The sequence below is a fragment of the Allobosea sp. AAP35 genome, assembly GCF_001295925.1.
In the GTDB taxonomy this organism is placed as follows: Bacteria; Pseudomonadota; Alphaproteobacteria; order Rhizobiales; family Beijerinckiaceae; genus Allobosea.
Window position 1 is genome coordinate 331,838 of sequence record NZ_LJHQ01000003.1, and the last position, 24,736, is coordinate 356,573.

25 protein-coding genes are annotated in these 24,736 nt (G+C 67.1%); 10 read left to right on the plus strand and 15 right to left on the minus strand.

The genetic code is table 11. From position 1 onward, the window contains the following. Positions 1–19 precede the first annotated feature (19 nt). The 6 genes from IP69_RS02610 to IP69_RS02635 all read right to left on the minus strand — a co-directional run bounded on the left by IP69_RS02610 (position 20) and on the right by IP69_RS02635 (position 5,147). Positions 20–1,324 carry an arsenic transporter gene (locus tag IP69_RS02610; protein ID WP_054141235.1) on the minus strand — a complete coding sequence of 435 codons (1,305 nt, stop codon included), beginning with the start codon at positions 1,322–1,324 and terminating at the stop codon, positions 20–22. 74 nt (positions 1,325–1,398) lie between these two features. Then, complete coding sequence (gene arsH / locus IP69_RS02615; protein ID WP_054141236.1) at positions 1,399–2,130, minus strand: arsenical resistance protein ArsH; 732 nt, start codon at positions 2,128–2,130, stop codon at positions 1,399–1,401. Then, positions 2,127–2,540, minus strand: coding sequence for an arsenate reductase (glutaredoxin) (gene arsC / locus IP69_RS02620; protein WP_054141237.1), 414 nt, complete (start codon positions 2,538–2,540; stop codon positions 2,127–2,129). Before arsC ends, arsH begins: the two co-directional genes overlap by 4 nt. A gap of 83 nt (positions 2,541–2,623) precedes the next feature. Then, the gene (gene phnE, locus IP69_RS02625; RefSeq protein ID WP_054141238.1) at positions 2,624–3,430 is read right to left on the minus strand and encodes a phosphonate ABC transporter, permease protein PhnE; all 807 of its coding nucleotides are present in this window, start codon (positions 3,428–3,430) and stop codon (positions 2,624–2,626) included. Beyond that, positions 3,427–4,281 (minus strand): ATP-binding cassette domain-containing protein, encoded by an 855-nt coding sequence (locus tag IP69_RS02630; RefSeq protein WP_054141239.1) that lies wholly within the window; start codon positions 4,279–4,281, stop codon positions 3,427–3,429. The genes phnE and IP69_RS02630 overlap by 4 nt, the downstream gene beginning before the upstream one ends. Continuing rightward, the gene (locus IP69_RS02635) at positions 4,278–5,147 is read right to left on the minus strand and encodes a PhnD/SsuA/transferrin family substrate-binding protein (RefSeq protein WP_054141240.1); all 870 of its coding nucleotides are present in this window, start codon (positions 5,145–5,147) and stop codon (positions 4,278–4,280) included. Before IP69_RS02635 ends, IP69_RS02630 begins: the two co-directional genes overlap by 4 nt. Before the next feature lie 159 nt (positions 5,148–5,306). Between IP69_RS02635 and IP69_RS02640 the strand changes: the two genes are divergently transcribed. From IP69_RS02640 to IP69_RS02650, 3 genes are all read left to right on the plus strand, one after another. After that, a complete protein-coding gene (locus IP69_RS02640) occupies positions 5,307–6,449 on the plus strand; it encodes an alpha-D-ribose 1-methylphosphonate 5-triphosphate diphosphatase (RefSeq protein WP_054141419.1) in 1,143 nt (380 codons plus the stop codon). Positions 6,450–6,545: 96 nt separating this feature from the next. After that, the gene (locus IP69_RS02645) at positions 6,546–6,863 is read left to right on the plus strand and encodes a metalloregulator ArsR/SmtB family transcription factor (RefSeq protein ID WP_054141241.1); all 318 of its coding nucleotides are present in this window, start codon (positions 6,546–6,548) and stop codon (positions 6,861–6,863) included. A gap of 47 nt (positions 6,864–6,910) precedes the next feature. After that, complete coding sequence (locus tag IP69_RS02650; protein ID WP_054141242.1) at positions 6,911–8,158, plus strand: MFS transporter; 1,248 nt, start codon at positions 6,911–6,913, stop codon at positions 8,156–8,158. Positions 8,159–8,223: 65 nt separating this feature from the next. Here the strand turns inward: IP69_RS02650 and IP69_RS02655 are convergent, their stop codons facing one another. Continuing rightward, complete coding sequence (locus IP69_RS02655) at positions 8,224–9,120, minus strand: helix-turn-helix domain-containing protein (protein WP_054141243.1); 897 nt, start codon at positions 9,118–9,120, stop codon at positions 8,224–8,226. Beyond that, entirely contained in the window at positions 9,117–9,650 is a 534-nt protein-coding gene (locus IP69_RS02660) for an arsenate reductase ArsC (RefSeq protein WP_054141244.1), read from the minus strand. The genes IP69_RS02655 and IP69_RS02660 overlap by 4 nt, the downstream gene beginning before the upstream one ends. A 132-nt stretch (positions 9,651–9,782) precedes the next feature. Between IP69_RS02660 and IP69_RS02665 the strand changes: the two genes are divergently transcribed. Both IP69_RS02665 and arsJ read left to right on the plus strand, forming a co-directional pair. Next, on the plus strand, positions 9,783–10,826 hold the full coding sequence (locus tag IP69_RS02665) for an ArsJ-associated glyceraldehyde-3-phosphate dehydrogenase (RefSeq protein ID WP_054141245.1): 1,044 nt from the start codon (positions 9,783–9,785) through the stop codon (positions 10,824–10,826). 4 nt (positions 10,827–10,830) lie between these two features. Further along, a complete protein-coding gene (gene arsJ, locus IP69_RS02670) occupies positions 10,831–12,084 on the plus strand; it encodes an organoarsenical effux MFS transporter ArsJ (protein WP_248306675.1) in 1,254 nt (417 codons plus the stop codon). A 35-nt stretch (positions 12,085–12,119) separates the two neighbouring features. Here the strand turns inward: arsJ and IP69_RS02675 are convergent, their stop codons facing one another. The 3 genes from IP69_RS02675 to IP69_RS02685 all read right to left on the minus strand — a co-directional run bounded on the left by IP69_RS02675 (position 12,120) and on the right by IP69_RS02685 (position 16,823). Next, positions 12,120–12,842 (minus strand): endonuclease/exonuclease/phosphatase family protein, encoded by a 723-nt coding sequence (locus tag IP69_RS02675; protein WP_082358841.1) that lies wholly within the window; start codon positions 12,840–12,842, stop codon positions 12,120–12,122. A gap of 19 nt (positions 12,843–12,861) precedes the next feature. Next, complete coding sequence (locus tag IP69_RS02680; protein WP_054141247.1) at positions 12,862–14,289, minus strand: phospholipase D-like domain-containing protein; 1,428 nt, start codon at positions 14,287–14,289, stop codon at positions 12,862–12,864. 119 nt (positions 14,290–14,408) lie between these two features. Then, positions 14,409–16,823, minus strand: coding sequence for a phosphoketolase family protein (locus IP69_RS02685; RefSeq protein ID WP_054141421.1), 2,415 nt, complete (start codon positions 16,821–16,823; stop codon positions 14,409–14,411). A 154-nt stretch (positions 16,824–16,977) separates the two neighbouring features. On the opposite strand from IP69_RS02685, the gene IP69_RS02690 reads away from it, so the two are divergent. Beyond that, entirely contained in the window at positions 16,978–17,190 is a 213-nt protein-coding gene (locus tag IP69_RS02690) for a hypothetical protein (RefSeq protein ID WP_054141248.1), read from the plus strand. 191 nt (positions 17,191–17,381) lie between these two features. Continuing rightward, entirely contained in the window at positions 17,382–18,299 is a 918-nt protein-coding gene (locus tag IP69_RS02695; protein WP_054141249.1) for a dihydrodipicolinate synthase family protein, read from the plus strand. An 87-nt stretch (positions 18,300–18,386) separates the two neighbouring features. Here IP69_RS02695 and IP69_RS02700 read toward each other — a convergent pair whose 3' ends face one another. Next, positions 18,387–19,217, minus strand: coding sequence for an alpha/beta hydrolase (locus IP69_RS02700; protein ID WP_054141250.1), 831 nt, complete (start codon positions 19,215–19,217; stop codon positions 18,387–18,389). 123 nt (positions 19,218–19,340) lie between these two features. On the opposite strand from IP69_RS02700, the gene IP69_RS02705 reads away from it, so the two are divergent. Further along, positions 19,341–20,327, plus strand: a complete 987-nt coding sequence (locus IP69_RS02705; protein WP_054141422.1) for a GlxA family transcriptional regulator — start codon at positions 19,341–19,343, stop codon at positions 20,325–20,327. Positions 20,328–20,357: 30 nt separating this feature from the next. Here the strand turns inward: IP69_RS02705 and IP69_RS02710 are convergent, their stop codons facing one another. From IP69_RS02710 to IP69_RS02720, 3 genes are all read right to left on the minus strand, one after another. Then, on the minus strand, positions 20,358–21,014 hold the full coding sequence (locus tag IP69_RS02710; protein WP_054141251.1) for an aspartate/glutamate racemase family protein: 657 nt from the start codon (positions 21,012–21,014) through the stop codon (positions 20,358–20,360). 189 nt (positions 21,015–21,203) lie between these two features. Next, entirely contained in the window at positions 21,204–22,112 is a 909-nt protein-coding gene (locus IP69_RS02715) for a polysaccharide deacetylase family protein (RefSeq protein WP_054141252.1), read from the minus strand. A gap of 313 nt (positions 22,113–22,425) precedes the next feature. Beyond that, positions 22,426–23,112, minus strand: coding sequence for a phosphoribosyltransferase family protein (locus tag IP69_RS02720; RefSeq protein ID WP_156323256.1), 687 nt, complete (start codon positions 23,110–23,112; stop codon positions 22,426–22,428). Between IP69_RS02720 and IP69_RS02725 the strand changes: the two genes are divergently transcribed. Further along, positions 23,111–23,455: an ArsC family reductase gene (locus IP69_RS02725; RefSeq protein WP_054141254.1), complete on the plus strand. Its 345-nt coding sequence runs from the start codon at positions 23,111–23,113 to the stop codon at positions 23,453–23,455. The two genes, IP69_RS02720 and IP69_RS02725, sit on opposite strands and share 2 nt — an antisense overlap. Positions 23,456–23,547: 92 nt before the next feature. After that, entirely contained in the window at positions 23,548–24,726 is a 1,179-nt protein-coding gene (tgt, locus tag IP69_RS02730) for a tRNA guanosine(34) transglycosylase Tgt (RefSeq protein WP_054141255.1), read from the plus strand. Positions 24,727–24,736 lie beyond the last annotated feature (10 nt).

Below are 24,736 nucleotides of genomic sequence, written 5' to 3' on the forward strand. Positions count from 1 at the left end.
GTCGTCGACGGCGCCAGGGTTATGACACCACCGGCAGCCAGAGCCAAAGCGCGCCCAGGGTGACGAACAGGACCGGCGGCGTGATGACGAGCCCGACCTTCATGTATTGGCCCCAGCTGATCGTCTGGCCCTTGCCGGCGAGGACATGCAGCCAGAGCAGGGTCGCCAGCGAGCCGATCGGCGTGAATTTCGGCCCGAGATCATTGCCGATGACATTGGCATAGACCATCAGCTCCTGGGTCAGCGGCGCCACCGCTGCGCGGTCGATGGCGAGCGCGCCGACCAGGGTGGCGGGCATGTTGTTCATGATCGAGGCCAGCACGGCGACGACGAAGCCGGTGCCTACCGTGGCGACGAAGCTGCCCTGGCCGGCGAGCCAGACCAGAACGCCGGCCGCGATGTCGGTGAGCCCCGCATTGCCGAGCCCGTAGACCACGAGATACATGCCGATCGAGAACAGCACGATCTGCCAGGGCGCCCCGCGCAGCACCTTCTCGACCGAGACCACGGCGCCCTTGCCCCCCGACAGCCAGCGCCCGGCGATGGCGACAAGGATGAGCGCGGCCGCACCCGTGACGAAGGCGATCGGGATACCGAGCGGGGCGGTCGCGAAATAGGCCACGAGCAGCAGCCCCAGCAGCGGAAAGGCGGCGCGGAACACGGCCTTGTCCCGGATTGCGGCGGCGGGCGCCTCGAGATCGCCGACGGCATAGGTGGCGGGGATATCCCGGCGAAAATACAGCCAGAGGACCAGCAGCGTCGCGCCCAGCGAGACGAGGTTCACCGGCACCATCACCGCCGCATAGCGCCCAAATGAGATCTGGAAGAAGTTGGCCGTGACGATGTTGACCAGGTTGGAGATCACCAGCGGCAGCGAGGTCGTGTCGGCGACGAAGCCGCAGGCGACGATGAAGGCCATGGCGCCGGCCGGCGGGAAGTTCAGCCGCAGCAGGATCGCCAGCACGATCGGGGTGAGCAGCAGCGCCGCGCCGTCATTGGCGAAGAAGGCGGCGATCACCGCCCCCAGCAGCACGACCAGCGGAAACAGGCGCCGTCCGTTGCCACCGCCCCAGCGCGCGACATGCAAGGCCGCCCAGGCGAAGAAGCCGGCTTCGTCGAGGATCAGCGAGATCACGATCAGGCCGACGAAGGTGAAGGTTGCGTCCCAGACGATGTGCCAGACCGTGCCGACATCCGCCCAGCCGACGACACCCGCCAGCATGGCAACCGCAGCCCCACCGAGCGCCGACCAGCCGATGCCGAGCCCTTTCGGCTGCCAGATCACCAGAACGAGCGTCATCACGAAAATGGTGAGTGCGAGCATGAAGCTGTCCGTGGAAAACGCGCGGTCAATGGCGGGGGGATAGGCTGTCGCTGCCGGAATGGCCAGCCTGCGGGTCAGATCGCGCTTTGGTTGACGCGGGCCATCAGTGCGTCGGCGCTTTCCATCCGCTCCGAGTAGCGGTCTGTCAGATAGCCGGAGCGCCCCCGCGTCAGATGCGTGAACTTCACCAACTCCTCGCAGACATCGACGATGCGGTCATAGAGCGGGGAGGGCTTCATCCGGCCGGCCTCGTCGAATTCGAGAAAAGCCTTCGGCACCGAGGACTGGTTTGGAATCGTGATCATCCGCATCCAGCGCCCGAGAATGCGCATCTGGTTGACCGCATTGAAGCTTTGCGAGCCGCCGCTGACCTGGATCAACGCCAGCGTCTTGCCTTGCGTCGGACGTTTGGCGCCGAGGCTCAGGGGAATCCAGTCGATCTGCGCCTTCATGATCGCGGTCATCGCGCCATGGCGTTCGGGGCTGACCCAGACCATGCCCTCGGCCCAGTCGGCGAGATCGCGCAGCTCCGCGACCTTGGGGTGATCGGGCTCGGCGCCATCGGGCAGCGGCAGGTCGCGCGGATCGAATGTGCGGACCTCGCAGCCGAGAAAGCGCAACAGGCGGCCGGCCTCCTCGGAAGCCAGACGCGAATAGGAGCGCTCCCGGATCGAGCCGTAGAGCACGAGAATGCGCGGCTTGTGAGCGGGGGCATCAGGGCCGCCAAGCGCCGCGACGTCGATTGGTGCGAGCTGCGTCGGCGTGAGGTTGGGCAGGTCGCGGCCGTCGGGAGACGCGTTGGTCATGGCGTCTTTCTCGCCGCGCCGACGACCTCGCCATCCTCCTTCACGAAACGCGCGACCGGATGGTCGAGCAGATCGAGGACCGTCTCCGAGGGGCGGCAGAGACCGACGCCCCTGTCGGTGACCACGATGGGACGGTTGATCAGGATCGGATGTGCCATCATCGCATCGAGTAGCGCGTCGTCGGGCAGGCTTTCATCGCTGAGACCGAGCTGTGCATAGGGCGTGCCCTTCTCGCGCAGCAGAGCACGCGGCGGCAGCTGCATCGCCGCCAGCAGGCCGATCAGAGTCTCGCGGCTCGGCGGGGTCTTGAGATATTCGATCACGCTGGGTTCCTCGCCGGATTGACGGATCATCGCGAGCACGTTGCGCGAGGTTCCGCAGGCGGGGTTATGATAGATCGTGACGGCCATGACGAGCCTCCTCTTGCGATCTCCCCGACGGCGGCTTGACGGCTCGATGGGCGACAGGCTGGTCGCGCCTGCCGCCATCGGCGCTAGATGATGCGGCGCCGCAGCGAGCCGCCGATCTGCTCGACCGCCACCACCAGCGCAAACACCGCCAGGATGATCGTCAGCGCCGTGTCGTAGTCGAACAGGTCGAAGGCGACCTTGAGCTCGACACCGATGCCGCCGGCACCGACCAGGCCGAGAACGACCGAGGCCCGCGTCGCCTTCTCCACGCAAAACAGCGAGGTCGCGATGAAGGAGGGCATGGCGTTGGGCACCACGGCCGAGAAGATCAGCCCCGTCTTGCTCGCGCCGATGGTCGATAGCGCCTCGCGCGGGCCCTTGTCGGTCTCCTCCATCGCCTCGGCGAAAAAGCGCCCGGCATAGCCGATCGTGTCGATCATCAACGCCAGCACGCCGGCTGCCGGCCCCAGGCCGACCGCGATGACGAAGAATAGCGCCCAGATCAGGTCCGGCACCGTGCGGAAGAACGCGATCAGGCCCCGCGCCAGCGTCCGCACGATCGGGTGGGGCGAGAGCCCCTCGGCGGCCAGCACCGCGAGCGGGAAGCTCAGGATCAGCCCGAGAACGCAGCCCGACACCGCCATCTGGAAGGTGGTGGCCAGCGACCACAGGATCGAATCGAGCCGAGACAGATCCGGCGGGAACATCCGTCCCAGGATGTTGCCCATATAGGGCACGCCCCGGATTAGTTTCTCGGCGGACAGTTCGGAGCCGCTGAACGACCAGATCACCAGCGCTAGCGCCAGGAACGTACCGATGAAGGTCGTGGCGCTGGGGCGGGCGAAGCGGTCGGTCGTGGCAGCCAGGCGGGGTGAGGCGGACAGGCTCATGTCAGCACCGCCAGCGGCCTGGTAGCCGGCTCGATGTTGTCGCTCGGCTCGTCAGGCGCCTCGAAGAAGGCGGCGAGTTCGGCCTCGTTGCAATGCAGGGCCCGGCGGTCGAGCGCGATGCCGCCGCCGCTTTCGCTGCGACCCAGACCGACGATCCGGTCGGAGAAGCGCAGCGCATGCGCCATATGGTGCGAGACGAAGATCAGGCTCAGCCCCTTGTCGCGGGTCAGCCGGAACAGAAGCTCCATCACCTCGCGCCCGGCGCGCGGATCGAGGCTGGCATCGGGCTCGTCGGCCAGCACGAGTTCCGGGCGCTGCATCAGCATCCGTGCGATCGCGACACGCTGGGACTGGCCGCCCGACAGGGAATCGGCGCGCTGCATAGCCTTGTCGGCAAGCCCGACGGCATCGAGGCAGGCCATGGCCTCCTCACGGACTTCGGCGGTGGCAAGCGATTGCGCCCAGGCGCGCGGACCCGATTGCCGCGATTGGACGCCATGCACCACATTGGACAGCGCGCTCAGCCGCGCGACGAGGTTGTGCTTCTGGAAGACGACGCCGACCCGGGCCCGGAAGCGCTTCAGCGCGATGCCGCGCAACCCGCCGACCGTCTCGCCGAGCACGCGGATCTGGCCGGCATCGGCCTCGGCGAGCCGCACGATCATGCGCAGCAGCGTCGATTTGCCGGTTCCGTTCGCGCCGATCAGGGCGAGCGATTCCCCGGCCGGCACCGCGAGGTCGAGGCCGTGCAGGATGCGGCGCGGGCCGAAGCTCTTGCTCACCCCGGAGATGGCGACGACGGGGGAGGGTTCCCCCGTCGTCGCGGTGGTGTCGGAACCGGTCGGTATCACTCGATGAACTTGCTGAATTCGGTGATGCCGATCGTGGCGTAGATCGCCCGGACATAGTCGTAATCGGAGTCCTTGACCTCGGGCAGGAAGACGCCGCCGGCGAATTTGCGGTTGTCGTCGGTGCCGGTGACGACCGCCTTCATCAGATCGGTGCCATGGTCGAGGAAGGCCTTGCGGATCTTGGCGACGATCTCGGGCTTCACCTTCGGGCTGGCGATCATCACGTCATTGGGCAGATCGCGCCCGCGCGCCACGACGAAGAAGCCGGTCTTGGTGTCGCTCTCGCGGATGCGCTGGAGATGGGTCAGGTTGAGGCCGATGGCGGCGATGTCGCCGCGCTTCATCGCCTCGACGGCGACATTGCGCTTCACGAAGATCGGCTTGTAGTCGACATTGTATTTCAGGCCGGCATCGGCCAGCGCCTGCGCCGGGCCCAGATGCTGCGAGGTCGAGCCGATCTCGCCGAAGGAGATCGTCTTGCCCTTGAGATCGGCGACGCTCTTCACCGGCCCGGTCGCCAGGACCGCGACCTGGCTGAAATAATCGGGACGCTGCCAGCCGACCACCGGCACGGCCTGGGTGCGTGCCTTGAACACCACATATTCGGCTGGCCCGGTCAGGACGAAATCGACCTGGCCGGCGGCCATGGCCTCGACGGCGGCGGTGCGGCCGGAGACGGCGAAGAACTGGACCTTGACGTCGGTCAGCTTCTCCAGTGCCGCCTTGAAGGGCCCGAATTCGCGCTGCAGCGATTCCGCCCCATCGATGTCGGTGACGGCGAAGCGGACCGCGTCCTGCGCCTGGACGGCAGGGGCGGATATGAGCGAGGCGGCGGTGACGAGCGCGCAGGCAAGCTTCTTCAGCATCGCGTTTCTCCTTTGGTTGGATGGCGGCGGTAAGCCCGGGCGATGACGCAGCCGTGACGGACCGGCTTCGGTTTGATGACGCTCGTTGTCATCCTTCCGTCACCGACGCGCGTCATGGGCCGGTCCCCGGCGGGCGGCCGCAGGCCAGGAGACGGCGAGATGGCGATTTACATCACCGGCGGAACGGCCCTGCTCGACGAACTCACGCGCGTCGATGTCCTGACCGACGGGGCCTCGATCGCAGCGCTCGATGCGCCCGCGCCGTCGGGCACGCTGCGCCTTGATGCGACGGGCCTGCTGGTGCTGCCGGGGATCGTCGACTGCCATGGCGACGCTTTCGAGCGGCACATCATGCCGCGCCCCAAGGTCGCCTTCGACATCGATCTGGCGCTCCGCGATACCGATCGCGCATTGCTCGCCAATGGCATCACCACGGCCTTCCATGGCGTGACCTGGTCCTGGGAGCCGGGCCTGCGGAGCGCCGAGAATGCGCGCCATCTGTTCGCGCGCATCGATGCGCTGGCCCCCGAATTCGGCGCCGACACGCGCTTCCATCTGCGCCACGAGACCTTCAACCTCAATGCAGAGACCGAAATCCTGGCCTGGCTCGCGACGGGCAAGGTCGGGCTCCTTGCCTTCAACGACCACACCGAGGGCACGCTGAAGACGCGGCACCGCCCCGACAAGGTCGGCAAGATGGTCGAGCGCTCGGGGCTGACCGCAGAGGCCTTCGCCGCGCTGGTCGAACGCGTCTATGCCCGCAAGGACGAGGTCGCCGCCTCGCTGACGCGGCTGGCGGCGGCGGCGCGCGCTCACAACGTGCCGATGCTCTCCCATGACGACATGACGCCGGAGATGCGGCGCTGGTATCGCGGCCTCGGCGTGACGGTGGCCGAGTTCCCGATCGACGAGGCGACCGCGCGCGAGGCCGCAGCCGAAGGCGAGGCGATCGTCTTCGGCGCGCCCAATGTCGTGCGCGGCGGCTCGCATACGGGCTGCCCCTCGGCCGAGGCGATGGTCCGCGCCGGCCTCTGCACCATCCTTGCCTCCGATTACTATTATCCGGCGCTGCTGCTGGCGCCCTTCCTCCTCGCTCGAAACGGCGCGGCCAGCTTCGCGCAGGCCTGGTCGCTGGTCTCGGCTGCGCCGGCGAAGGCATTCGGTCTGGATGATCGCGGCGTGATCGCGCCCGGCAAGCGCGCCGATCTCGTGCTGGTCGAGGACAAGGAGCAGCCGCGCGTCATAGCGGTGATCGCGGCGGGAAAATTGGTCCATCTGAGCGATCAGGCCGTGCTGGCTTGAGGAAAACCACGGACGAGCTCAGTCGGACTCCACACCAATCGACACATCTGGATTTATCGATTGACAGCACGGCGGGCCTGCGACATCCATGCCGGCATGGAGATGATCGACGCTGCCGCCAGATTGGAATCCCTCGGTAACCCGACGAGGCTCGCGCTCTATCGCCTGCTGGTGCGGGCTGGCCCCGCCGGTCTGTCGGTCGGCGAGTGCCAGCAGCGGCTTGCGACCGCGCAGTCGACCCTGTCCTTCCATCTCAAGGCACTGATCATGGCCGGGCTGGTGACACAGGAGCGTCAGAGCCGGACGCTGATCTGCCGGGCGAATTACGAGGTCATGAACGCGCTGGTCGGGTTCCTCGTCGCCGAATGCTGTGTCGATGAACGCTGCCAGCCGGCACAGCCGGACGCTGCCTGAGACCGATGATGAGGCTCCTCTGGAGCGATGGAGCTTGCGACCGCCTGATGACGACCCTGCCCACCCCGCTTCGCCAGCCCGCCGCGCGCGGTGGTCTGGGCCTCATCGGCGCGCTCGGCGCCACCCAGGTGGCCGGCTATGGCACGCTCTATTATGCCTTCGCGGTGCTTGCCCCCGAAATGACCCGGAGCTTCGGCTGGGCGCCCGAATGGACTTATGGTGCCTTCGCCGCCGGCTTGCTCGCGGGTGGCATTGCCGCGCCGTTTTCGGGCCGTCTGATCGATCGATACGGCACGCGGGCGATGATGAGCCTGGGCACGGTCCTTTCGGCCGCCTCGCTCTACGCCCTGTCGCAGGCGCGCGAGCCGGTGAGCTTTTATGCCGCGATGATCGCGCTCGAGATCGTCTCGACGCTGGTGCTCTACGACGCCGCCTTCACGGCGCTGACCCAGGCTCACGGATCAGGCGCGCGTCGGGCGATCAGCAAGCTGACCCTGATCGGCGGCTTCGCCTCGACCCTGTTCTGGCCGCTGACGACGGCCCTGCTGACGCAATATGACTGGCGGGCGATCTACCAGATCTACGCGCTCGGCTATCTGGCGCTGTGCCTGCCCCTGCACCTGGCCCTTCTGCCCGCCGGGGGCGCTCTCAAGCCCGTCGCCAAAGGGCCGTCCGCGCTGCCGGATGCGGCGCCGGAAACCTATCTCGTCGGAACGGCGCGCACGCGCGCCTTCCTGTTGCTCGCGCTCGCCTTCTCGCTGCAGGGCTTCGTCGTCTCGGCGATGGCGGTGCATATGCTGACCATGCTGCAGGGGCTGGGCCTCAGCGCCGCGCTGGCTGTCGGCATCGGCGCGATGGTCGGCCCCTCGCAGGTCGCCGGACGGCTGGTCGAGATGCTGTTCGGCACCAGCCTAGAGCCGACGACGACGGCCTGGGTCTCCGCAACGCTGATGCCGATCGGCTTCGCGCTGCTGCTCGTCAGCGGCACCACGGCCACGCTGGCGGGGCTGTTTGCCATCGCCTATGGCATCAGCATGGGGCTGAGCTCGATCGTGCGCGGCACCGTGCCGCTGCGGCTGTTCGGGCCGGCCGGCTATGGCGCGATGCTCGGCAAGCTCTCGGCGCCAGGGTTGGCCATCAGGGCTGCGGCGCCGGTGGCCTTCGCCGTCATGGTCGAGCGCGCCGGCCTGTTGCCGAGCACGCTGCTGCTGATCGCGCTGTCGGGGGCGGCGGCGGTCGCGCTGTTCCTGCTGTCGCGCTATCCCGTCGCCGCGCCTGTCCGTGTCGAGAGCTAAGCGGCTGCCGGGCCTGATGAAAGCGAGCAAACCATCGTCTTCGTTTGACGACGACGCCTCGGCGCTCAGGCGGCAGTGGCCAGCGATTTTTGGGTCGCCCCATCCATCCGGCCGATCGCGGCCATCACGGGCTGGAGGTCCTGCAGCCGCATGTGCTCGAAGGGCAGGTTGACGAAGGCGCTGACGCGAGCGGTCAGATCCCGGTAGCTCTGCACGAAAGCGGCCCGCCGGGCGGAGTCCGGGCCCGCGGTCGCGGCGGGGTCGTCGAGGCCCCAATGGACTCGCATCGGCACGCCCGGAAAGCTTGGGCAGGTCGCCTCTGCCGCGTCGTCGCAGATGGTGATGACGAGGTCGAGTTCCGGCGCGTCGGCGCCCAGGAACTCGTCCCAGGATTTCGACCGCATCGCGCCGACGTCATAGCCCAACTCGCCGAGCAGGCCCAGCGCCAGCGGATGCGGTGCCTCCTGCGGGCGGCTGCCGGCCGAAAATGCCTCGATTCGGCCAAGGCCCTCCCGGTTGAGAACCGCCTCGGCCATGATCGAGCGCGCCGAATTGCCGGTGCAGACGACCAGGACCCGCAAGGGGCGGTCGCTGGCGACATATTCCCGGCGTGCCGGAACGACCGAACGCTGCGGGGCGCAGGCCGCCGGAGCTTCGGTGCAGCACGCCTCCGACAGGAAGACCAGAAGCGCATCGGCACGCGAAGCCTGGGCGGCGAAGATGATGTGGCGGCCTTCGCGCCGCGAAGCCAGCAATCCGACCTGCTCGAGCGAGGCCAGATGTGACGACAGCGTATTGTGCGCCACCGCCAGCAGCCGGCCGATATCGCCGGCTGCAAGCCCATGCGGGCGATAACGCATCAGCAGCTTGAAGATCTCCAGCCGCGTCGGCTGCGCCAGGGCCCCGAGCAGGGCCACGGCGTCGGGAGAGTCGAGCCGCGAAGCGGCTGGTTTGGCTGTCACGCAGCGTTGTCCCTCTGCAGCGGAGCGGTCCGCCCCATATCCTTGCCGATCGCGTCGAGCCGGTGCTGCAGCGCCATGCCCTGCAACGTCGCCAGCGGCAGGCTCGCGAAAATCGAGATGCGGTTGTTGAGCATGCGGTAGGCGTCGGCGAAGGCAAGCGCTTTCTGAACGTCGTCGCCCTCAAAGGCGGCGGGATCGGGCAGGGTCCACAGCGCCGTCGTCGGATTGCCCGGCCAATCCGGCGCGACCGCGTTGGCGGCGGTCTCGGACAGCGTGAACACGAAATCGAGATCCGGCGCGCCGGCCTTGGCGAACTCGTCCCAGCTCTTGGGCGCGAGCCCGGTCAAATCATGATTCAGCGATTTGAGCAGCCGCACCACGAAGGGGTTGACCTCGGGCCGTGGCTGCGAACCGGCGCTGAACACTGTGAACTTGTCGCCCGGCAGCCGACGCATGATCGATTCCGCCATGATCGAGCGGGCGTGATTGCCTTTGCAGACGAACAAAACCTTGAGGGGGGACGTTTCCATGATTGATCTCGTTATGTCGGTTAGGGTCGACATAATGTGATCGTCAATCATGTCGGAGTCAACCGACATGTTGACATATTGTCGTCATCCGGGGCATGGACGATGCTGCGACAGCGAAGGGAGCTTGGAAACATGCGGGTCGGAATCAATGGCATGGGGCGGATCGGGCGCCTGGCCCTGCGGGCGGCGCTGGGCGCGGCCGAGCGGCAGAGCGACGACCCGCGCGCCGGAAACCGCCTCGACATCGTCCATCTCAACGAGATCAAGGGCGGGGCGGCCGCAATCGCCCATCTGCTGGAATTCGACAGCATGCAGGGCCGCTGGCGCGGCGGCATCGCAAGCCCAGGCGAGGATGCAATCACGATCGGCGAGCGCCGGCTGGGGTTCTCGGCTGAGGCCGCACCGGGCGACATCCCCTGGGGCGATCTCGGCGTCGATGTGGTGCTCGATTGCACCGGGAAATTCCTGACGCCGGCTGCGCTGGAGGGCCATCTGAAGCGCGGCGCCAAGCGCGTCATCGTCGCCGCGCCGGTGAAGGACGCCTCGGTCCTCAACGTCGTCGTCGGCATCAACGAACATCTCTACGATCCCGCCACGCACCCGATCGTCACCGCTGCCTCCTGCACGACCAACTGCCTCGCACCGGTGGTGAAGGTCGTGCATGAGAATCTGCGCATCCGGCACGGCCAGATCACCACCATCCATGATCCGACCAACACCAATGTGGTCGTCGACGCGCCTCACAAGGATTTGCGCCGCGCCCGCTCGGCGATGCTCTCGCTGCAGCCGACGACGACGGGCAGCGCCACCGCCATCGCGCTGATCTATCCCGAACTCAAGGGCAAGCTCGACGGCCATGCCGTGCGTGCGCCGGTGCTCAACGCCTCGCTGACGGACTGCGTCTTTGAACTCGAGCGGCCGACGACTGCCGCCGAGGTCAACGCGTTGTTCGAGGCGGCTGCCAAGGGGCCGCTGGCCGGCATCCTCGGCTTCGAGCCCAGGCCGCTGGTCTCGATCGACTACCAGCGCGATACGCGCTCCGCCATCGTCGACGGGCTCTCGACGCTGGTCACCGACGGCACCATGCTCAAGGTCTATGCCTGGTACGACAATGAGATGGGCTATGCCTGCCGCATGGTCGATCTCGCCTGCCATCTCGAACAGATCGGGATCTGAGCCGTTGACCGAGGGCTCGCGCAACTACGCCATCGTCACTGCCGCCTATTGGGGCTTCACCCTAACCGACGGCGCCTTGCGCATGCTCGTTCTGCTGCATTTCTTCCGGCTGGGCTACTCGCCCTTCACGCTCGCCTTCCTGTTCCTGCTCTACGAGGCGGCCGGCATCGCCGCCAATCTGATCGGCGGCTGGCTTGCCGTGCGCTACGGCATCACCCGTATGCTCGCGATCGGGCTGGTGACGCAGATCCTCGGCTTCCTGCTGCTCTCGGGCCTGTCGCCCGACTGGACGGCGGCCGCGTCCGTCGCCTGGGTGGTGATGGCGCAGGGCATCTGCGGCGTCGCCAAGGATCTGACCAAGACGGCCTCGAAATCCGCGATCAAGGTCGCCGAGGCCGCGGCCCGCATTGAAGACGCCGAGGGCCGGCTGTTTCGCTGGGTCGCTTGGTTCACCGGCTCCAAGAACGCGATGAAGGGCATCGGCTTCTTTCTCGGCGGATTGTTGCTGGAAGCGCTGGGCTTCCGCGGTGCGCTCTGGGCGATGGCGGCGATGCTGGCGCTGATCCTGTTTGGCGTGCTCACTTTCCTGCCGGCCCAGATGGGCAAGGCCAAGGCGAGCAAATCGGCGCGTGAACTCTTCGCCAAGAATCGCGCCGTCAACCTGCTGGCTCTGGCCCGCGTCGCGCTGTTTGGCGCCCGCGACGTCTGGTTCGTCGTCGGCGTGCCGGTCTTCCTCTACGCCTCGGGCTGGACCTTCACGCTGGTCGGCACCTTCCTGGCGGTCTGGACGATCGGCTACGGCCTGATCCAGGCAGCAGCGCCCGCCTTCATCCGCCGCAGCCCCGACGGGCTGTCGAGCGAAGTCCCGGCCGCGCGGCTCTGGTCGCTGGCGCTCGCCATCATCCCCTTCGCCATCGCAGCGCTGCTGGCCGGCGGGGTGGGCTTGCGACCCGATCTCGTGCTCGTCGTGGGCCTGAGCCTGTTCGGCTTCGCCTTCGCGGTGAACTCGTCGGTCCACTCCTATCTGATCCTGGCCTATGCCGGGTCGGAGAAGTCGGCCGAGGATGTCGGCTTCTACTATGCCGCCAATGCGCTCGGCCGTTTCCTGGGAACGCTGCTGTCGGGGCTGCTCTACCAGGCGGGCGGTATCCAAGCCTGCCTGCTCGGTTCGGGGCTGATGCTGGCGGCCTGCTTCATCGCGACGATGGCGCTGCCAGGCCGCGCCGCAGTGACACCGGTGCGCAGCCAGGCCGGCTGAAGTCGACCCGGTCGGCGCACCTTCTCGCCTGACCGTCAGGCGGCGGTTTCGATTCCCTGCTGCCAGCGCGAGATATCGATGCGCGCCGTCAGCGGCAGGTGGTCGGAGGCCTTGCGCGCCAGCGGGCTGTCATGGATCGCGAGTTCCGAAATCAATCCTTCCGGCCAGGCCAGGATGCGGTCGAGCGGCAGCATCGGCCGGCGCGAGGGAAAGCTCGGCGGATGCTTCATGTCGGAAAAATGCGGCACGAGGACATCGAGCGCCGAGCGGCGGCTGCGGCGCCACTCGTTGAAGTCGCCGAGCAGGATCGTCGGCATCGGCGTCAACTCGAGAAAGGCGTGCAGCAGCGCCGTGGCCTGGTCGATGCGCGAGCGGCGCAGCAGGCCCAGATGCGCCGCGATCACGCGAAACCGGCCCTCGCCGAGATCGAGTTCGGCGACCACCGCGCCGCGCGGCTCGACGCCAGGCAGCTTCAGCCGGAAGCGGCGATAGGACAAAGGCTCGCCGCGCACCAAAAGCGCATTGCCGTGCCAGCCATGACCATCGACGACATCGGACTGGACCAGGAGATGCAGGCCGGTCTCGCGCAAGATCGCGGCCGGGTCGAGCAGCCCGGTGCGCTGTCCAAAGCGGCGATCGACCTCCTGCAGCGCCACCATGTCGGCACCGATCTCGGCGAGGACCGAGACAATCCGGTCGGGTCGGACGCGGCGATCCGTGCCGCGGCATTTGTGGATGTTGTAGGATGCGACCTTCACGGGACCTCGCTCATCGCCATCACAGATAGGGCATCAGCAGCCGCGCCGCCGCATCACGAATTTTCACGATCGGCCAGCGCGCGTCGATCTGCTCCAGCGTCACGGCACCGCCGCGCTTGCTGTCGATCAGGCGTGACAGGCGCTGGGCCAGGTCGCCGTCATAGAACTCCATCGTGATCTCGAAGTTCAGGCGCAAGGAGCGGGCATCCCAGTTGGCGCTGCCGATCAGGCACCAGTGATCGTCCATGGTTGCGAGCTTGGAATGATCGAACGGTCGGGGCGAGCGCCAGATTCGGCAGCCGGCCTTGAGCAGCGGCCGTATATGGGCCTGCATCGCCCAGCCCATCAGCCGATGGTTGTTGCGCGCGGGGATGACGATATCCACCGCGACGCCCCGCAGCGCGGCGAGTTGCAGGGCGGTAATGACCTGTTCGTCGGGCAGGAAATAGGGCGTGGCAATCCGCAGCGACGAGGAGGCACTGTTGATGGCCGACAAGAGGACCATCAGCAGTTGATCGACGCTCTGGTCGGGGCCCGACGAGATCGTCCGCGCCGGTGCCGACCTGCGGGTCTCGATCGGGGGAAACCACAGCGGACCCTCGAGTATCTCGCCCGTCGAGAAGGCCCAGTCATCCTGGAAACTGCTCATCACCTGCAGCACGACCGGCCCTTCGACGAGGAAATGGACGTCGCGGACGGGATCGGCCGGGCGCGTCGCCAGCATGTTCTCCGCCCCGATGTTGAGACCGCCGATGAAAGCGCTGTGACCATCGAGCAGCAGGATCTTCTTGTGCAGCCGCAGGTCGAGGAGCGGCATTTTCCAGGGCAGCAGCGAATGCAGATAGCGTGCCGCGGGCACGCCGTTGCGGCGCAGCGCGTGATAGGCGCGCGAAAACAGGAAGCCGCCGCCAAATCCGTCGATCAGCACCCGTACCGCGACGCCGCGACGATGCGCCCGCGTCAACGCCGCAATGAAGCGCTGACCGAGTTCGTCGTTGCGGAAGATGAAGGTCGAGAGCGCGATGCTTGTCGTCGCCGCCTCGATCGCCGCCAGCATCTTCGGATAGGCCTCGTCGCCGCAATCCAACACGGCGCTGACGCTGCCGGGCTGCGTATCGGAGCCGGTGATCTGGCGCACCGCCAGTTGCAGGCTGCCGGTCGGCCCGGCGGGGATCACGACCGTCTCCGGCGCCGCCGGGCCGCCATCATCGGTGCCGCGCAGGCGCCGGGCGCGGCGCTTCACCCGATTGATGCCGAAGCCCAGATACAAGAGCGGCCCGAACATCGGCGAGAGCCAGGCCAGCCCGATCCAGCCAATCGCCGCGGGCACGTCGCGCTTGCGCATCAAGGCATGGATCGTCACGACGCCGGCGGTGGCGACATGGCCGACGCTCAGCAGCAGGGGGCCATGATCGACGAGGCTCGTGGGCAGCGCGGCAAGGTCCATGCCGCCCCGATACTATGAAACCGACGCGCTTTGAAATCGGCAAAGACGGGGCGCGCGCCTGGCTCGCCAGAAGGCGCCGCGATGCGGGTGCCGGCCCGATGCCCGACCCTGCGCCCGTCTCAGCCCGCCGCACCGGCCTGGGGCCAGCGCCAATTCCGGATTTCGGGCATATCCTCGCCATGCTCGCGGATATAGGCCGCATGCGCGATCAGCCGGTCGTGGAAATGCTGGCGCGCCGCTGCCGCATCGGACCCCAGCCCCGGCAGCCGGTCGATCGCCGCAATGGCGAGATGGAAGCGGTCGAGCCCGTTCATCACCAGCATGTCGAAGGGCGTCGTGGTGGTGCCTTCCTCCTGGTAGCCATGGACATGAAGCCCGCCATGGTTGGCGCGGCTGTAGGTCAGCCGGTGAATCAGCTGCGGATAGCCATGGAAGGCAAAGATCACCGGGCGGTCCTGCGTGAACAGCGCATCGAAATCAGGATCGCTGAGCCCATGCGGATGCTGCTTGCGGCTCTGCAGCGTCATCAAATCGATCACGTTGACGACGCGGATGGAAAGCTGCGGCAGCGCCTCGCGCAGCAGGGCGGTGGCGGCCAGGGTCTCGATCGTGGGAACGTCGCCGGCACAGGCCATGACGATGTCGGGCTGTGCGCCGCGACGCTCGCTGCCCGCCCAGTGCCAGATGCCGATGCCGGCTTCGGCATGGCTCGCCGCATCCTCCATGCCCAGCCATTGCGCCGCCGGGGCCTTGCCGGCGACGATGACATTGATGCGGTCATAGGTCCGCAGGCAATGGTCTGTGACCCAGAGCAGGGTGTTGGCGTCCGGCGGCAGGTAGATGCGGGCCGTGTCGGCCTTCTTGTTGGCGATCAGGTCGAGAAAGCCCGGATCCTGATGGCTGAAGCCGTTATGGTCCTGCTGCCAGACATGCGAGGTCAGGAGATAGTTCAGCGAGGCGATCGGCACGCGCCAGGGAATCTCGCGCGAGACCTTCAGCCATTTGGCGTGCTGGTTCACCATCGAATCGACGATGTGGATGAAGGCCTCGTAGCAGGAAAACAGGCCGTGGCGACCGGTCAGCAGATAGCCCTCGAGCCAGCCCTGGCAGAGATGCTCGCTCAGCACCTCCATCACCCGCCCCTCGGGCGCCAGATGCACATCCTCGGGCAGGACCGCCTCCATCCAGACGCGTTCGGTGACGTCGAACACGGCATCGAGGCGGTTCGACGCCGTCTCATCGGGCCCCATGATGCGGAAATTGCGGGCGTCTGCGTTGAGCGCGACGACATCCTTCAGGAAGGCGCCCATCACCCGCGTCGCCTCGCCCTTGACGGCGCCCGGTCCGGGCAGCGCGAGCGCGTAGTTGCGATAATCCGGCAGGTTCAGCTCGCGCTTCAAGAGCCCGCCATTGGCGTGGGGATTGGCACCCATCCGGCGTGTTCCCAACGGAGCGAGCGCCCGCAATTCGGGCTTTAGCCGGCCATCGGGCTCAAACAGCGTCTCGGGCTGGTAGCCGGCCATCCACGCTTCGAGCAGCTCCAGGTGGGCCGCATCGCCGCGCGCATTGGCGATCGGCACCTGATGCGAGCGCCAGAAGCCCTCGACCTTCTTGTTGTCGACGGTCTTGGGCCCGGTCCAGCCCTTGGGGCTGCGCAGCACGATCATCGGCCAGCGCGGGCGTGTCCTGGCGCCTTCTCCGGCTCGCGCGTTCGCCTGGATCGCATGGATCCGGTCGCAGACGATGTCCAGCGTGCCGGCCATCTGCTGGTGCATGGGCTCCGCCTCGCTGCCCTCGACGAAGAAGGGCTCATAGCCGTAGCCGACGAGCAGGCTGCGCAACTCCTCGGCGGGCATGCGGGCCAGGATCGTCGGGTTGGCGATCTTGTAGCCGTTCAGATGCAGGATCGGCAGCACGGCGCCGTCATGCACCGGATCGAGGAACTTGCTCGAATGCCAGGCGGCGGCGAGCGGCCCGGTTTCGGCCTCGCCATCGCCGATGACGCAGGCGACGATCAGTTCGGGATTGTCGAAGGCAGCGCCGAAAGCATGCACCAGAGCGTAGCCGAGTTCGCCGCCTTCATGGATCGAACCCGGCGTCTCCGGCGCGGCGTGGCTGGGGATGCCGCCGGGAAAGGAAAACTGCCGGAACAGCTTGCGCAGCCCCTCGGTGTCCTGCGTGATGTCGGGATAGGTCTCCGTGTAGGAGCCTTCGAGATAGGTGTTGGCGACCATGCCCGGCCCGCCATGGCCCGGCCCGCAGACATAGAGGATGTCGAGGTCGCGAGCCGCGATGACCCGGTTGAGATGCGCGTAGATGAAGTTCAGCCCCGGCGTCGTGCCCCAATGGCCGAGCAGGCGCGGCTTGACGTGCTCCGGTTTTAGCGGCTCGCGCAGCAGCGGGTTGTCGAGCAGGTAGATCTGGCCGACCGAAAGGTAATTCGCCGCGCTCCAGTAGCGGTGGATCAGCGAAAGCTCTTCCGGGTTCAGCGTCGCTGGGCTCGGCGGGGTCTGGCTCTGCATGGCTTGGCTCATGACGATGTCCTTCGCGGTTGCCGGCGGAAGGGACCACGCCGTCTGGCCGCGCGCCCTGATCCAGCGCAATCACCGTCGAATGGCGCGAGCCCTGATCGCGGGATCGCGGCACCCGTCGTATAGCTGCGCAACTGCAGCGAATCGCGAGAGTTCCATGTCCAAGCTCTGCCAGTTCACCTCGCCCGCCGACGGCAAGCCCGTCTACGTCAACCCCGATCAGGTCAGCGCGGTCTACACCTTCAAGGGCCAGCCGCCCGACACGATCATCGCCTTCGGCAAGGATTTCCTGCTCGGCGTCCGCGAAAGCCTCGACGAGACAGTCGCGCGGCTCGACGCGGCAAGAGCGCAGCGCGAGCCGGGCGACTGACGACCCACCGGGCAGTGCGGCCAGTCAGCCTTGCTCGCGCGCGCGACGTCGGCAGTTTTGCCGCTCGGGCTTGCGCCAACGGGGCTGCCGGGGGGCACGCCACCTCGGTAAGACAGACGGCGCGGCGACGACTGCTGCGCCGCGATCACGCGACAGAATCGCGACAAGAAGAGAGAACAGGGACAGAAACGATGACCGAACCCTATAAGGGCATCCTGCCGATCGCCCCGACCATCTTTCACGACAATGGCGATCTCGATCTCGACGGCAACCGACGGGTCATGGACCTGATGGTCGATCAGGGTGTCGACGGCATCTGCATCCTGGCCAACTTCTCCGAACAATTCCTGCTGACCGATGATGAGCGCGACCAGGTGATGCGGCTTTCGCTGGAGCAGGTCGCCGGCCGCGTGCCGGTGATTGTCACCACCTCGCATTTCTCGACGCGCATCGCCGCGAGCCGTGCCAAGGCAGCAGCGGACGCCGGCGCGAAGATGCTGATGATGATGCCGCCCTATCACGGCGCCCTCCTGAAAGCCGACGAGCAGGGCATGATCGAGCATTTCAAGCAGGTCGCCGATGCCTGCGGCATCCCCATCATCCTGCAGGACGCGCCGCTCTCGGGCGTCACGCTCACCGTGCCCTTCATGATCCGCCTCGCCAGGGAGGTGCCGCTCGTCCGCTACTTCAAGATCGAGGTCGCCGGCACCGCCAACAAGCTGCGCGCGCTGATCGAGGCCGGCGGCGAGGCGGTCGCCGGGCCCTTCGACGGCGAGGAGGCGATCACCCTGATGGCCGATCTCGACGCCGGCGCCACCGGCACGATGACATCAGCGATGATCCCCGATCTGATCAAGCCGATCCTCACCGCCCATGCCGAAGGCGACCGCGAGCAGGCGGCGGCGCTCTATGCGAGGGTGCTGCCGATCATCAATTACGAGAACCGCCAGTGCGGGTTGCGCTCGGCCAAGGCGGTGATGAAGGAGGGCGGGGTCATCAAGAGCGAGGCCGTGCGGCACCCGTTGACCCCGCTGCATCCCAAGACCCGCGAAGGCCTGATCGAACTGGCGCGCGCGCTCGATCCGTTGGCCCTGCGCTGGGCGAAGTAGCCAACGCCCCCCGCATTCGCAGGGCGCCATGCCGCCGATCGACGGCATGGCGCCCTGAGGCGTCGCGATGGCCTCGGTCGTCGCCGATCAGGCCTGGATGAAGGCGAGCAGATCCGGGTTCACCACCTCGGGATGGGTGGTGCACATCCCGTGCGGCAGGCCTGCATAGGTCTTCAGTGTGCCGTGCTTGAGCAGCTTGATCGCCAGCAGCGCCGAGTCGGCGATCGGCACGATCTGGTCGTCCTCGCCATGCATGACCAGCACGGGAACATCGATCGCCTTCAGATCCTCGGTGAAATCGGTTTCCGAGAAGGCCTTGATGCAGTCGTAATGCGCCTTGGCGCCGCCCATCATGCCCTGCCGCCACCAGTTGTCGATGACACCTTGCGAGACCTTGGCGCCGTCGCGGTTGAAGCCGTAGAACGGGCCCGCGGGCACATCGACATAGAACTGCGCGCGATTGGCGACCAGCGCTTCACGGAAGCCGTCGAAGACCTCGATCGGCAGACCGCCGGGATTGCTCTCCGACTTGACCATGACCGGCGGCACGGCGCCGATCAGCACGGCCTTGGCGACGCGGCCGGTCTCGGCGCGGGCGACATAATGCGCGACCTCGCCGCCGCCGGTGGAATGGCCGATATGGATGGCGTTCTTCAGGTCGAGCGCGGCGGCGAGCTCGGCGACGTCGGCTGCATAGGTGTCCATCTCGTTGCCGGTCGCGGTCTGCGTCGAGCGGCCATGGCCGCGGCGGTCATGCGCGATCACCCGGAAGCCCTTGTGGAGGAAATAGAGCATCTGGTTGTCCCAATCGTCGGCACTCAGCGGCCAACCATGATGGAACACGATGGGCTGAGCGTCCTTCGGACCCCAGTCCTTGTAGAAGATCTCGGTGCCGTCCTTCGTGGTGATCGTGCTCATCGTCGCGTTCCTTCGGCTCTCAAGGGCGGCAGGAGCGTCGCCCTTCGATATGGACGTTATAGGGCTCGCCATGCAGGATGGCGCTTGGCAGAACCGACAATGTACCGTGGCAAAACTGACAAGATGACGACAGACACGACCATCGCTGCCGAGATCGGCATCGTTCTCTATCCCGACGTCCAGCTCGCGGCCGTCCATGGGCTGACGGACCTGTTCCGCATCGCCGGCGAGATGAGCGAGGCCAGTGCTGGGCCCGGCGCACGGGTCATCCGTGTGACGCACTGGCAGCAGAGCGGCAAACAGGCGCAGATCGTCTGCGTCTACGACAGTCATCCGGGCACGCCGCATGCGCCGGGCCATCTGATCGCGCCGCCGAGCCTGATCATGCCCGCGAAGATGCAGCCGATGGATGGTTTTGCCGCGTGGCTGTCGGAGCGACATGCCGCAGGAACGACACTCTGCTCGGTTTGCGCCGGGGCCTTCGTGCTGGGTGAGACGGGCCTGCTCGAAGGCCGCCCGGCCACGACCCACTGGGCCTTCGCGGAGGCGCTGGCGGCGCGCTTTCCGGCGATACGCGTCGAGACCGACAGGATGGTCATCGACGACGGCGACATCATCACGGCCGGCGGCATTCTCGCCTGGGCGGATCTCGGCCTGACGCTGGTCGAGCGGCTGCTGGGGCCCAGCATCATGCTGGCCACGGCGCGCTTCCTCCTGGTCGATCCGCCGGGGCGCTCGCAGCTTCCCTATGGCGGCTTCGTGCCCCGCCTCGACCATGGCGATGCCGCTATTCTCAAGGTCCAGCACTGGCTCCAGGCGACTGGTGCCAAAGACCATGCCGTGCCCGGGCTAGCGCAGAGGGCCGGGCTGGAGGAGCGCACCTTCCTGCGCCGCTTCCGAAAGGCAACCTCGTTGCGCCCGACCGAATACGCCCAGCAGATTCGCATCACGAAAGCGCGCGAGGCGCTGGAGCAGAGTCGGCGCCCGGTCGCGCAGATCGCCTGGGAGGTCGGCTATGGCGATGCCGCAGCCTTCCGCAAGCTGTTCCAGCGCGTCACCGGCCTGTCGCCGGCCGACTACCGGCACCGCTTCGGGGTGGCCGCCGGGTGAGCGAGCGTTCAAAGCTGCCCAAAAGCCCGCTCAATGCCCGCGCAAAACCCGCTGCTGCGCCAGCCGCACCGCAGCGGGGATCGGCGCGATCACCGGGATGGCAAAGCGCAGATTGAGCGATTGCGCCGCCTGGCCGAGCGGTCCGCCGCCAATGACCAGGGCCTGGGCGCCCATCGTCTCGATGGCCTCCGCACAGGCCTCGGCCAGCGCCTCCACCAATGTCGCATGATCGGCCATCACCGCATGCACGTCCCCCTTCGTCAGCGCGACGCCCCGGAAGGTCGCGCCATGGCCATAGGCCTGGGCGAGCTTCGTGATCGAGGTCACGAGATCGGGCGTGGTCGTCACCACCGCGAAGGGCCGCCGGCCCGAGCCGGCCTCCGCCATGCCGGCCTCGGCGATGCCGGTGACCGGGCAAGAGAGGCGCAGCCGCAGCGCCGCCAGCCCGGGATCGCCGAAGGCCGAGATGATGACGCCATCGGGCAGGGCGGTGGTGATCGCGCCCGTCAGCGCCTGCATGGCCTTGGCCGCCTGCGCCAGCGCCTCTTCATCGGTGATGAGCCGCACCCCGTAAGGCGCGCTCATTGCTTCGATCACCGTGCCGGCGGCCGCCGCCGCCTGGGCGATGGCGCGCATCATGCCGGTGGTGCCGGCATCGGTGTTGGGGTTGATCAGGAGCAGGCGCATCAGGGCTCTCCGGCAAGGCTGGGATCATGACCCGCGCGATCTTCGCATGGCCGCGAGATTGCCGACAACCGACACGGCTAGCCGCCCGCCATTGGGGTTTGGTGAAACCCGGCGATGAGCCTGCACCGCCCTCGCCGTTGCGGTGGGGCACCGGCACCGCGCCCTGAACGGTCGCAAAGAGGCAACGCATCAGCGCCTGCCGAGCGCGCTCAGCCAGTGCCTCGCAATCGCATCACGCCGCGCGAACCAGACGCCGGATCTCGACGCCGCATGGGCCAGGAAGCGCTCCAGTCCGACGATGCGTCCAGGCCTGCCGATGATGCGCGGATGCACCACCACCGACATCATGCGCGGCGTCACCGCACCTTCGTCATAGAGGCGGTCGAAAGCATCGATGCAGTACCGCGCGAAATCCTCGCCGAAAACGAAGCCGCCGCCGCGCTGAAAGCGCATGTCGTTGGTGTCGAAGGCGGATGGCAGCACCAGATGCCCTTCACTCCCAACCTCGACCATATAGGGAATATCATCGTTGTAAGCATTGGAATCATACAGGAAGCCGCCGTGTTCTTTCAAGAGTCGGCGGGTGTTGATCGAGGTCGCCGAGCGGGTCTGCCAGCCGACGGGTGGCGTGCCGATGGCGTCCGTGATGGCTGCAACCGCCAGCGCGATGGCCTCGCGCTCCTGTGCTTCGCCCATCTCGGCATGACGCTCGGAGCGCCAGCCGCGAGCTGCGACTTCATGCCCGTCGGCAACAGCCTGCTGCGCCAGCCAGGGAGAGAGCGCGACAGCGCGGCCGCTGGCGTTCACGGTGGCGCTGACGCCATAACGCTTCAGGATGGCGCGGATGCGCGGCCAGCCGGCGCGCGGGCCGTATTCGAAATGCGATTCCATGCAGAGATCCCCGACGCCGGTGACCTCTTCCTCCACCTCGTAGACGCTCTCGTTGCGCTCATCGCCCTGGCCGATGGACAGCTCCGCGCCTTCCTCGACATTGACGACGATGGAGAGGGCCAGCCGCGCGCCGTTCGGCCAGGGGAGATTGGGCGGTTGGCCGCCATAGCCGCGGAAGTCCCGGTCGGTCCGAAGGGCTGGTGGCATCAATGATCAGCTTTCCGCCGCAAGCTGATCATGAGCATGGCGAACGCCGCCGCGATGGCATGGTCGTGGCTTGCCTCGATGTTTTGCGGCATAGAGATCGACAAGCTCCTGATCGACGCGTTCCGAGAGGCAACCCCGTTGAGATCATCAACGATCTCAACGCGAGAGCCAATATGCTTGAAGGACGAGCAGACAGATAGTCGGTTACTTCGCTCGGGCCGGAAACGTCATCGTGGCCCAAACCGCCATCAAGCGGCTCTTCGCGGGCACAGCCCTTGGCGTGAACTATGCAGCTGAAATGTCGCCGGCTGGTTCAGCCGCTGGCGGGCTCCTGCGGCGGAACGATCGCCACCGCGTGAACCTCGACGCCGGCCTGAGCCAACAGGCGGGCGCCCCCAAGCCCCTCGATCTCGAACGCAAACAGTGCCTGATCGCACAGCGCGCCCAGTTCTCGCAGCAGTTGGATGCTGGCCAGGGCGGTTGCGCCGCTCAGAAGACAGTCATCCACGATCGCGACCCGCCGACCGGCGATGGGGACGTTTTTCGAAAGCGCCAGCCCATGCCCGATCTCATGGTTCGCGACGACGCTGCGGATGATGTCGGTGCGCAGCGATCCGACCTTGCGGACATGCACGAACCCGGCCCCGTGCGAGGCGGCCAGGGCGCCAGCGAGCGCGGCGCCGCCAAGATCGATCCCCGCGATGATCTGCGTGTCCTCTCGCAGGACCGGGAGCAGATTTGCCACGATGCGATTCACTTGGACCGCGTCTTCGCAGACCGTGTTGATGTCGGGAAAATCGATGCCGGGGCGCGGGTGGCCCTTCCAGCGCCGATGCGACAGGCCGATCGGCTTGGCAACTGTCACCGTGTCGCTCGCGAATTCGACCGTCGACATGCGAAATCTCCTTGATCCGGGGAGCGATGACGGGCGAAAGCGCGGTTGCAGGCGGGTAGGCTCGAGAGGCCGCGCCGGACGAATCCGCACGATCGGGGCCAACATGATCACTCTCTACGGCATCAAGAATTGCGACACCATGAAGAAGGCGCGCGCCTGGCTCGATGCCAGGGGCGTCGCCTTCGCCTTCCATGACTACAAGGCGAGCGGGATCGATCGCAACGCGCTCGCGCGCTGGGTCGCGGAGCATAGCTGGGAGGTCGTGTTGAACCGCGCCGGCACCACCTTCCGGGCCCTGCCCGATGCCGACAGGCAGGGCCTTGATGCGGACAGGGCCATCACGTTGATGCTGGCCCAGCCGGCAATGATCAAGCGTCCGGTGCTCGATCTTGGCGACCGGACGATCGTCGGGTTCAAGCCGGAGATTTACGAGGCGGCGCTGATCTGAGACGCTGCCAACCCAAGCGCCTGCCTTCCAGGCAGGGGAGGGTCGCCAGCCGGCCTCTTTCCCGCAAGGCCGCTCTGCGCTACCTCGCGGGCATGACCGATGAGCCCGACCTTCCGCAGCCGGCGCCGCCGCAGCCCGGCCCGACCGACTTCACCTTCCGACTCCACGCCCGCGACGGCGCCGCCCGCACGGGCGAGATCGCCATGCCGCGCGGCGTGATCCGCACGCCGGCCTTCATGCCGGTGGGGACGGCCGCGACCGTCAAGGGCATGTATCCCGATCAGGTCAGGGCGCTCGGCGCCGATGTCGTGCTCGGCAACACCTATCACCTGATGCTGCGCCCGGGCGCCGAGCGGGTCGCGGGCCTTGGCGGCCTGCACCGCTTCATGAACTGGCCGCACCCGATTCTGACCGATTCCGGCGGCTTCCAGGTGATGTCGCTCGCCAATCTGCGCAAGCTCACGGAGGAGGGGGTCGCCTTCCGCTCGCATATCGACGGCTCCAAGCACATGCTCACCCCCGAGCGCTCGGTCGAGATCCAGAACCTGCTCGGCTCCGATATCGTCATGCAGCTCGATGAATGCGTCTCGCTGCCCTGCGAGGACGCGGTCGCCGAGAAGGCGATGCGGCTGTCGCTGCGTTGGGCGCAACGCTGCAAGGAGGCCTTCGGCCACCATCCGGGCCGGGCGCTCTTTGGCATCGTGCAGGGCGGCTCGGTTCCCGCTTTGCGGGTCGAGAGCGCGCGTGAACTCGTCGCCATGGACCTCAAGGGCTACGCCATCGGCGGGCTCGCGGTCGGCGAGCCGCAGGACGTGATGCTGGCGATGATCGAGACGGTCGAGCCGCATCTGCCGGTCGAAAAGCCGCGCTATCTGATGGGCGTCGGCACGCCCGACGACATCGTCCAGGCTGTCTGTCGCGGCATCGACATGTTCGATTGCGTGATGCCCACCCGCGCCGGCCGCCATGGCCAGATCTTCACGCGCTTTGGCCGGATGAACCTCAAGAATGCCAAGCATGCCGACGATTCCCGACCGGTCGACGAGGGCTCCTCCTGCCCCGCCGCCAATGGCTGGTCGCGGGCCTATCTCCACCACCTCGTCAGATGCGAGGAGATGCTTGGCAAGATGCTGCTGACCTGGATCAACCTGGCCTATTACCAGGAATTGATGGCGGGCCTTCGCGCCGCCATCGCCGCCGGCCGTCTGGCTGACTTCGTGGCCGAGACCAAGGAGGGCTGGGCGAGGGGCGACACGTCCGGGCCGGCTTGAGCGACATCGG

Excerpts from the sequence above, each read along its gene's own strand:
- IP69_RS02610 (WP_054141235.1), bottom strand. The coding sequence starts at position 1,324 with ATGCTCGCACTCACCATTTTCGTGATGACGCTCGTTCTGGTGATCTGG.
- arsH (WP_054141236.1), bottom strand. The coding sequence starts at position 2,130 with ATGACCAACGCGTCTCCCGACGGCCGCGACCTGCCCAACCTCACGCCG.
- arsC (WP_054141237.1), bottom strand. The coding sequence starts at position 2,540 with ATGGCCGTCACGATCTATCATAACCCCGCCTGCGGAACCTCGCGCAAC.
- phnE (WP_054141238.1), bottom strand. The coding sequence starts at position 3,430 with ATGAGCCTGTCCGCCTCACCCCGCCTGGCTGCCACGACCGACCGCTTC.
- IP69_RS02635 (WP_054141240.1), bottom strand. The coding sequence starts at position 5,147 with ATGCTGAAGAAGCTTGCCTGCGCGCTCGTCACCGCCGCCTCGCTCATA.
- IP69_RS02640 (WP_054141419.1), top strand. The coding sequence starts at position 5,307 with ATGGCGATTTACATCACCGGCGGAACGGCCCTGCTCGACGAACTCACG.
- IP69_RS02645 (WP_054141241.1), top strand. The coding sequence starts at position 6,546 with ATGGAGATGATCGACGCTGCCGCCAGATTGGAATCCCTCGGTAACCCG.
- IP69_RS02650 (WP_054141242.1), top strand. The coding sequence starts at position 6,911 with ATGACGACCCTGCCCACCCCGCTTCGCCAGCCCGCCGCGCGCGGTGGT.
- IP69_RS02660 (WP_054141244.1), bottom strand. The coding sequence starts at position 9,650 with ATGGAAACGTCCCCCCTCAAGGTTTTGTTCGTCTGCAAAGGCAATCAC.
- IP69_RS02665 (WP_054141245.1), top strand. The coding sequence starts at position 9,783 with ATGCGGGTCGGAATCAATGGCATGGGGCGGATCGGGCGCCTGGCCCTG.
- IP69_RS02680 (WP_054141247.1), bottom strand. The coding sequence starts at position 14,289 with ATGGACCTTGCCGCGCTGCCCACGAGCCTCGTCGATCATGGCCCCCTG.
- IP69_RS02685 (WP_054141421.1), bottom strand. The coding sequence starts at position 16,823 with ATGAGCCAAGCCATGCAGAGCCAGACCCCGCCGAGCCCAGCGACGCTG.
- IP69_RS02690 (WP_054141248.1), top strand. The coding sequence starts at position 16,978 with ATGTCCAAGCTCTGCCAGTTCACCTCGCCCGCCGACGGCAAGCCCGTC.
- IP69_RS02695 (WP_054141249.1), top strand. The coding sequence starts at position 17,382 with ATGACCGAACCCTATAAGGGCATCCTGCCGATCGCCCCGACCATCTTT.
- IP69_RS02700 (WP_054141250.1), bottom strand. The coding sequence starts at position 19,217 with ATGAGCACGATCACCACGAAGGACGGCACCGAGATCTTCTACAAGGAC.
- IP69_RS02705 (WP_054141422.1), top strand. The coding sequence starts at position 19,341 with ATGACGACAGACACGACCATCGCTGCCGAGATCGGCATCGTTCTCTAT.
- IP69_RS02710 (WP_054141251.1), bottom strand. The coding sequence starts at position 21,014 with ATGCGCCTGCTCCTGATCAACCCCAACACCGATGCCGGCACCACCGGC.
- IP69_RS02715 (WP_054141252.1), bottom strand. The coding sequence starts at position 22,112 with ATGCCACCAGCCCTTCGGACCGACCGGGACTTCCGCGGCTATGGCGGC.
- IP69_RS02725 (WP_054141254.1), top strand. The coding sequence starts at position 23,111 with ATGATCACTCTCTACGGCATCAAGAATTGCGACACCATGAAGAAGGCG.
- IP69_RS02720 (WP_156323256.1), bottom strand. The coding sequence starts at position 23,112 with ATGTTGGCCCCGATCGTGCGGATTCGTCCGGCGCGGCCTCTCGAGCCT.
- tgt (WP_054141255.1), top strand. The coding sequence starts at position 23,548 with ATGACCGATGAGCCCGACCTTCCGCAGCCGGCGCCGCCGCAGCCCGGC.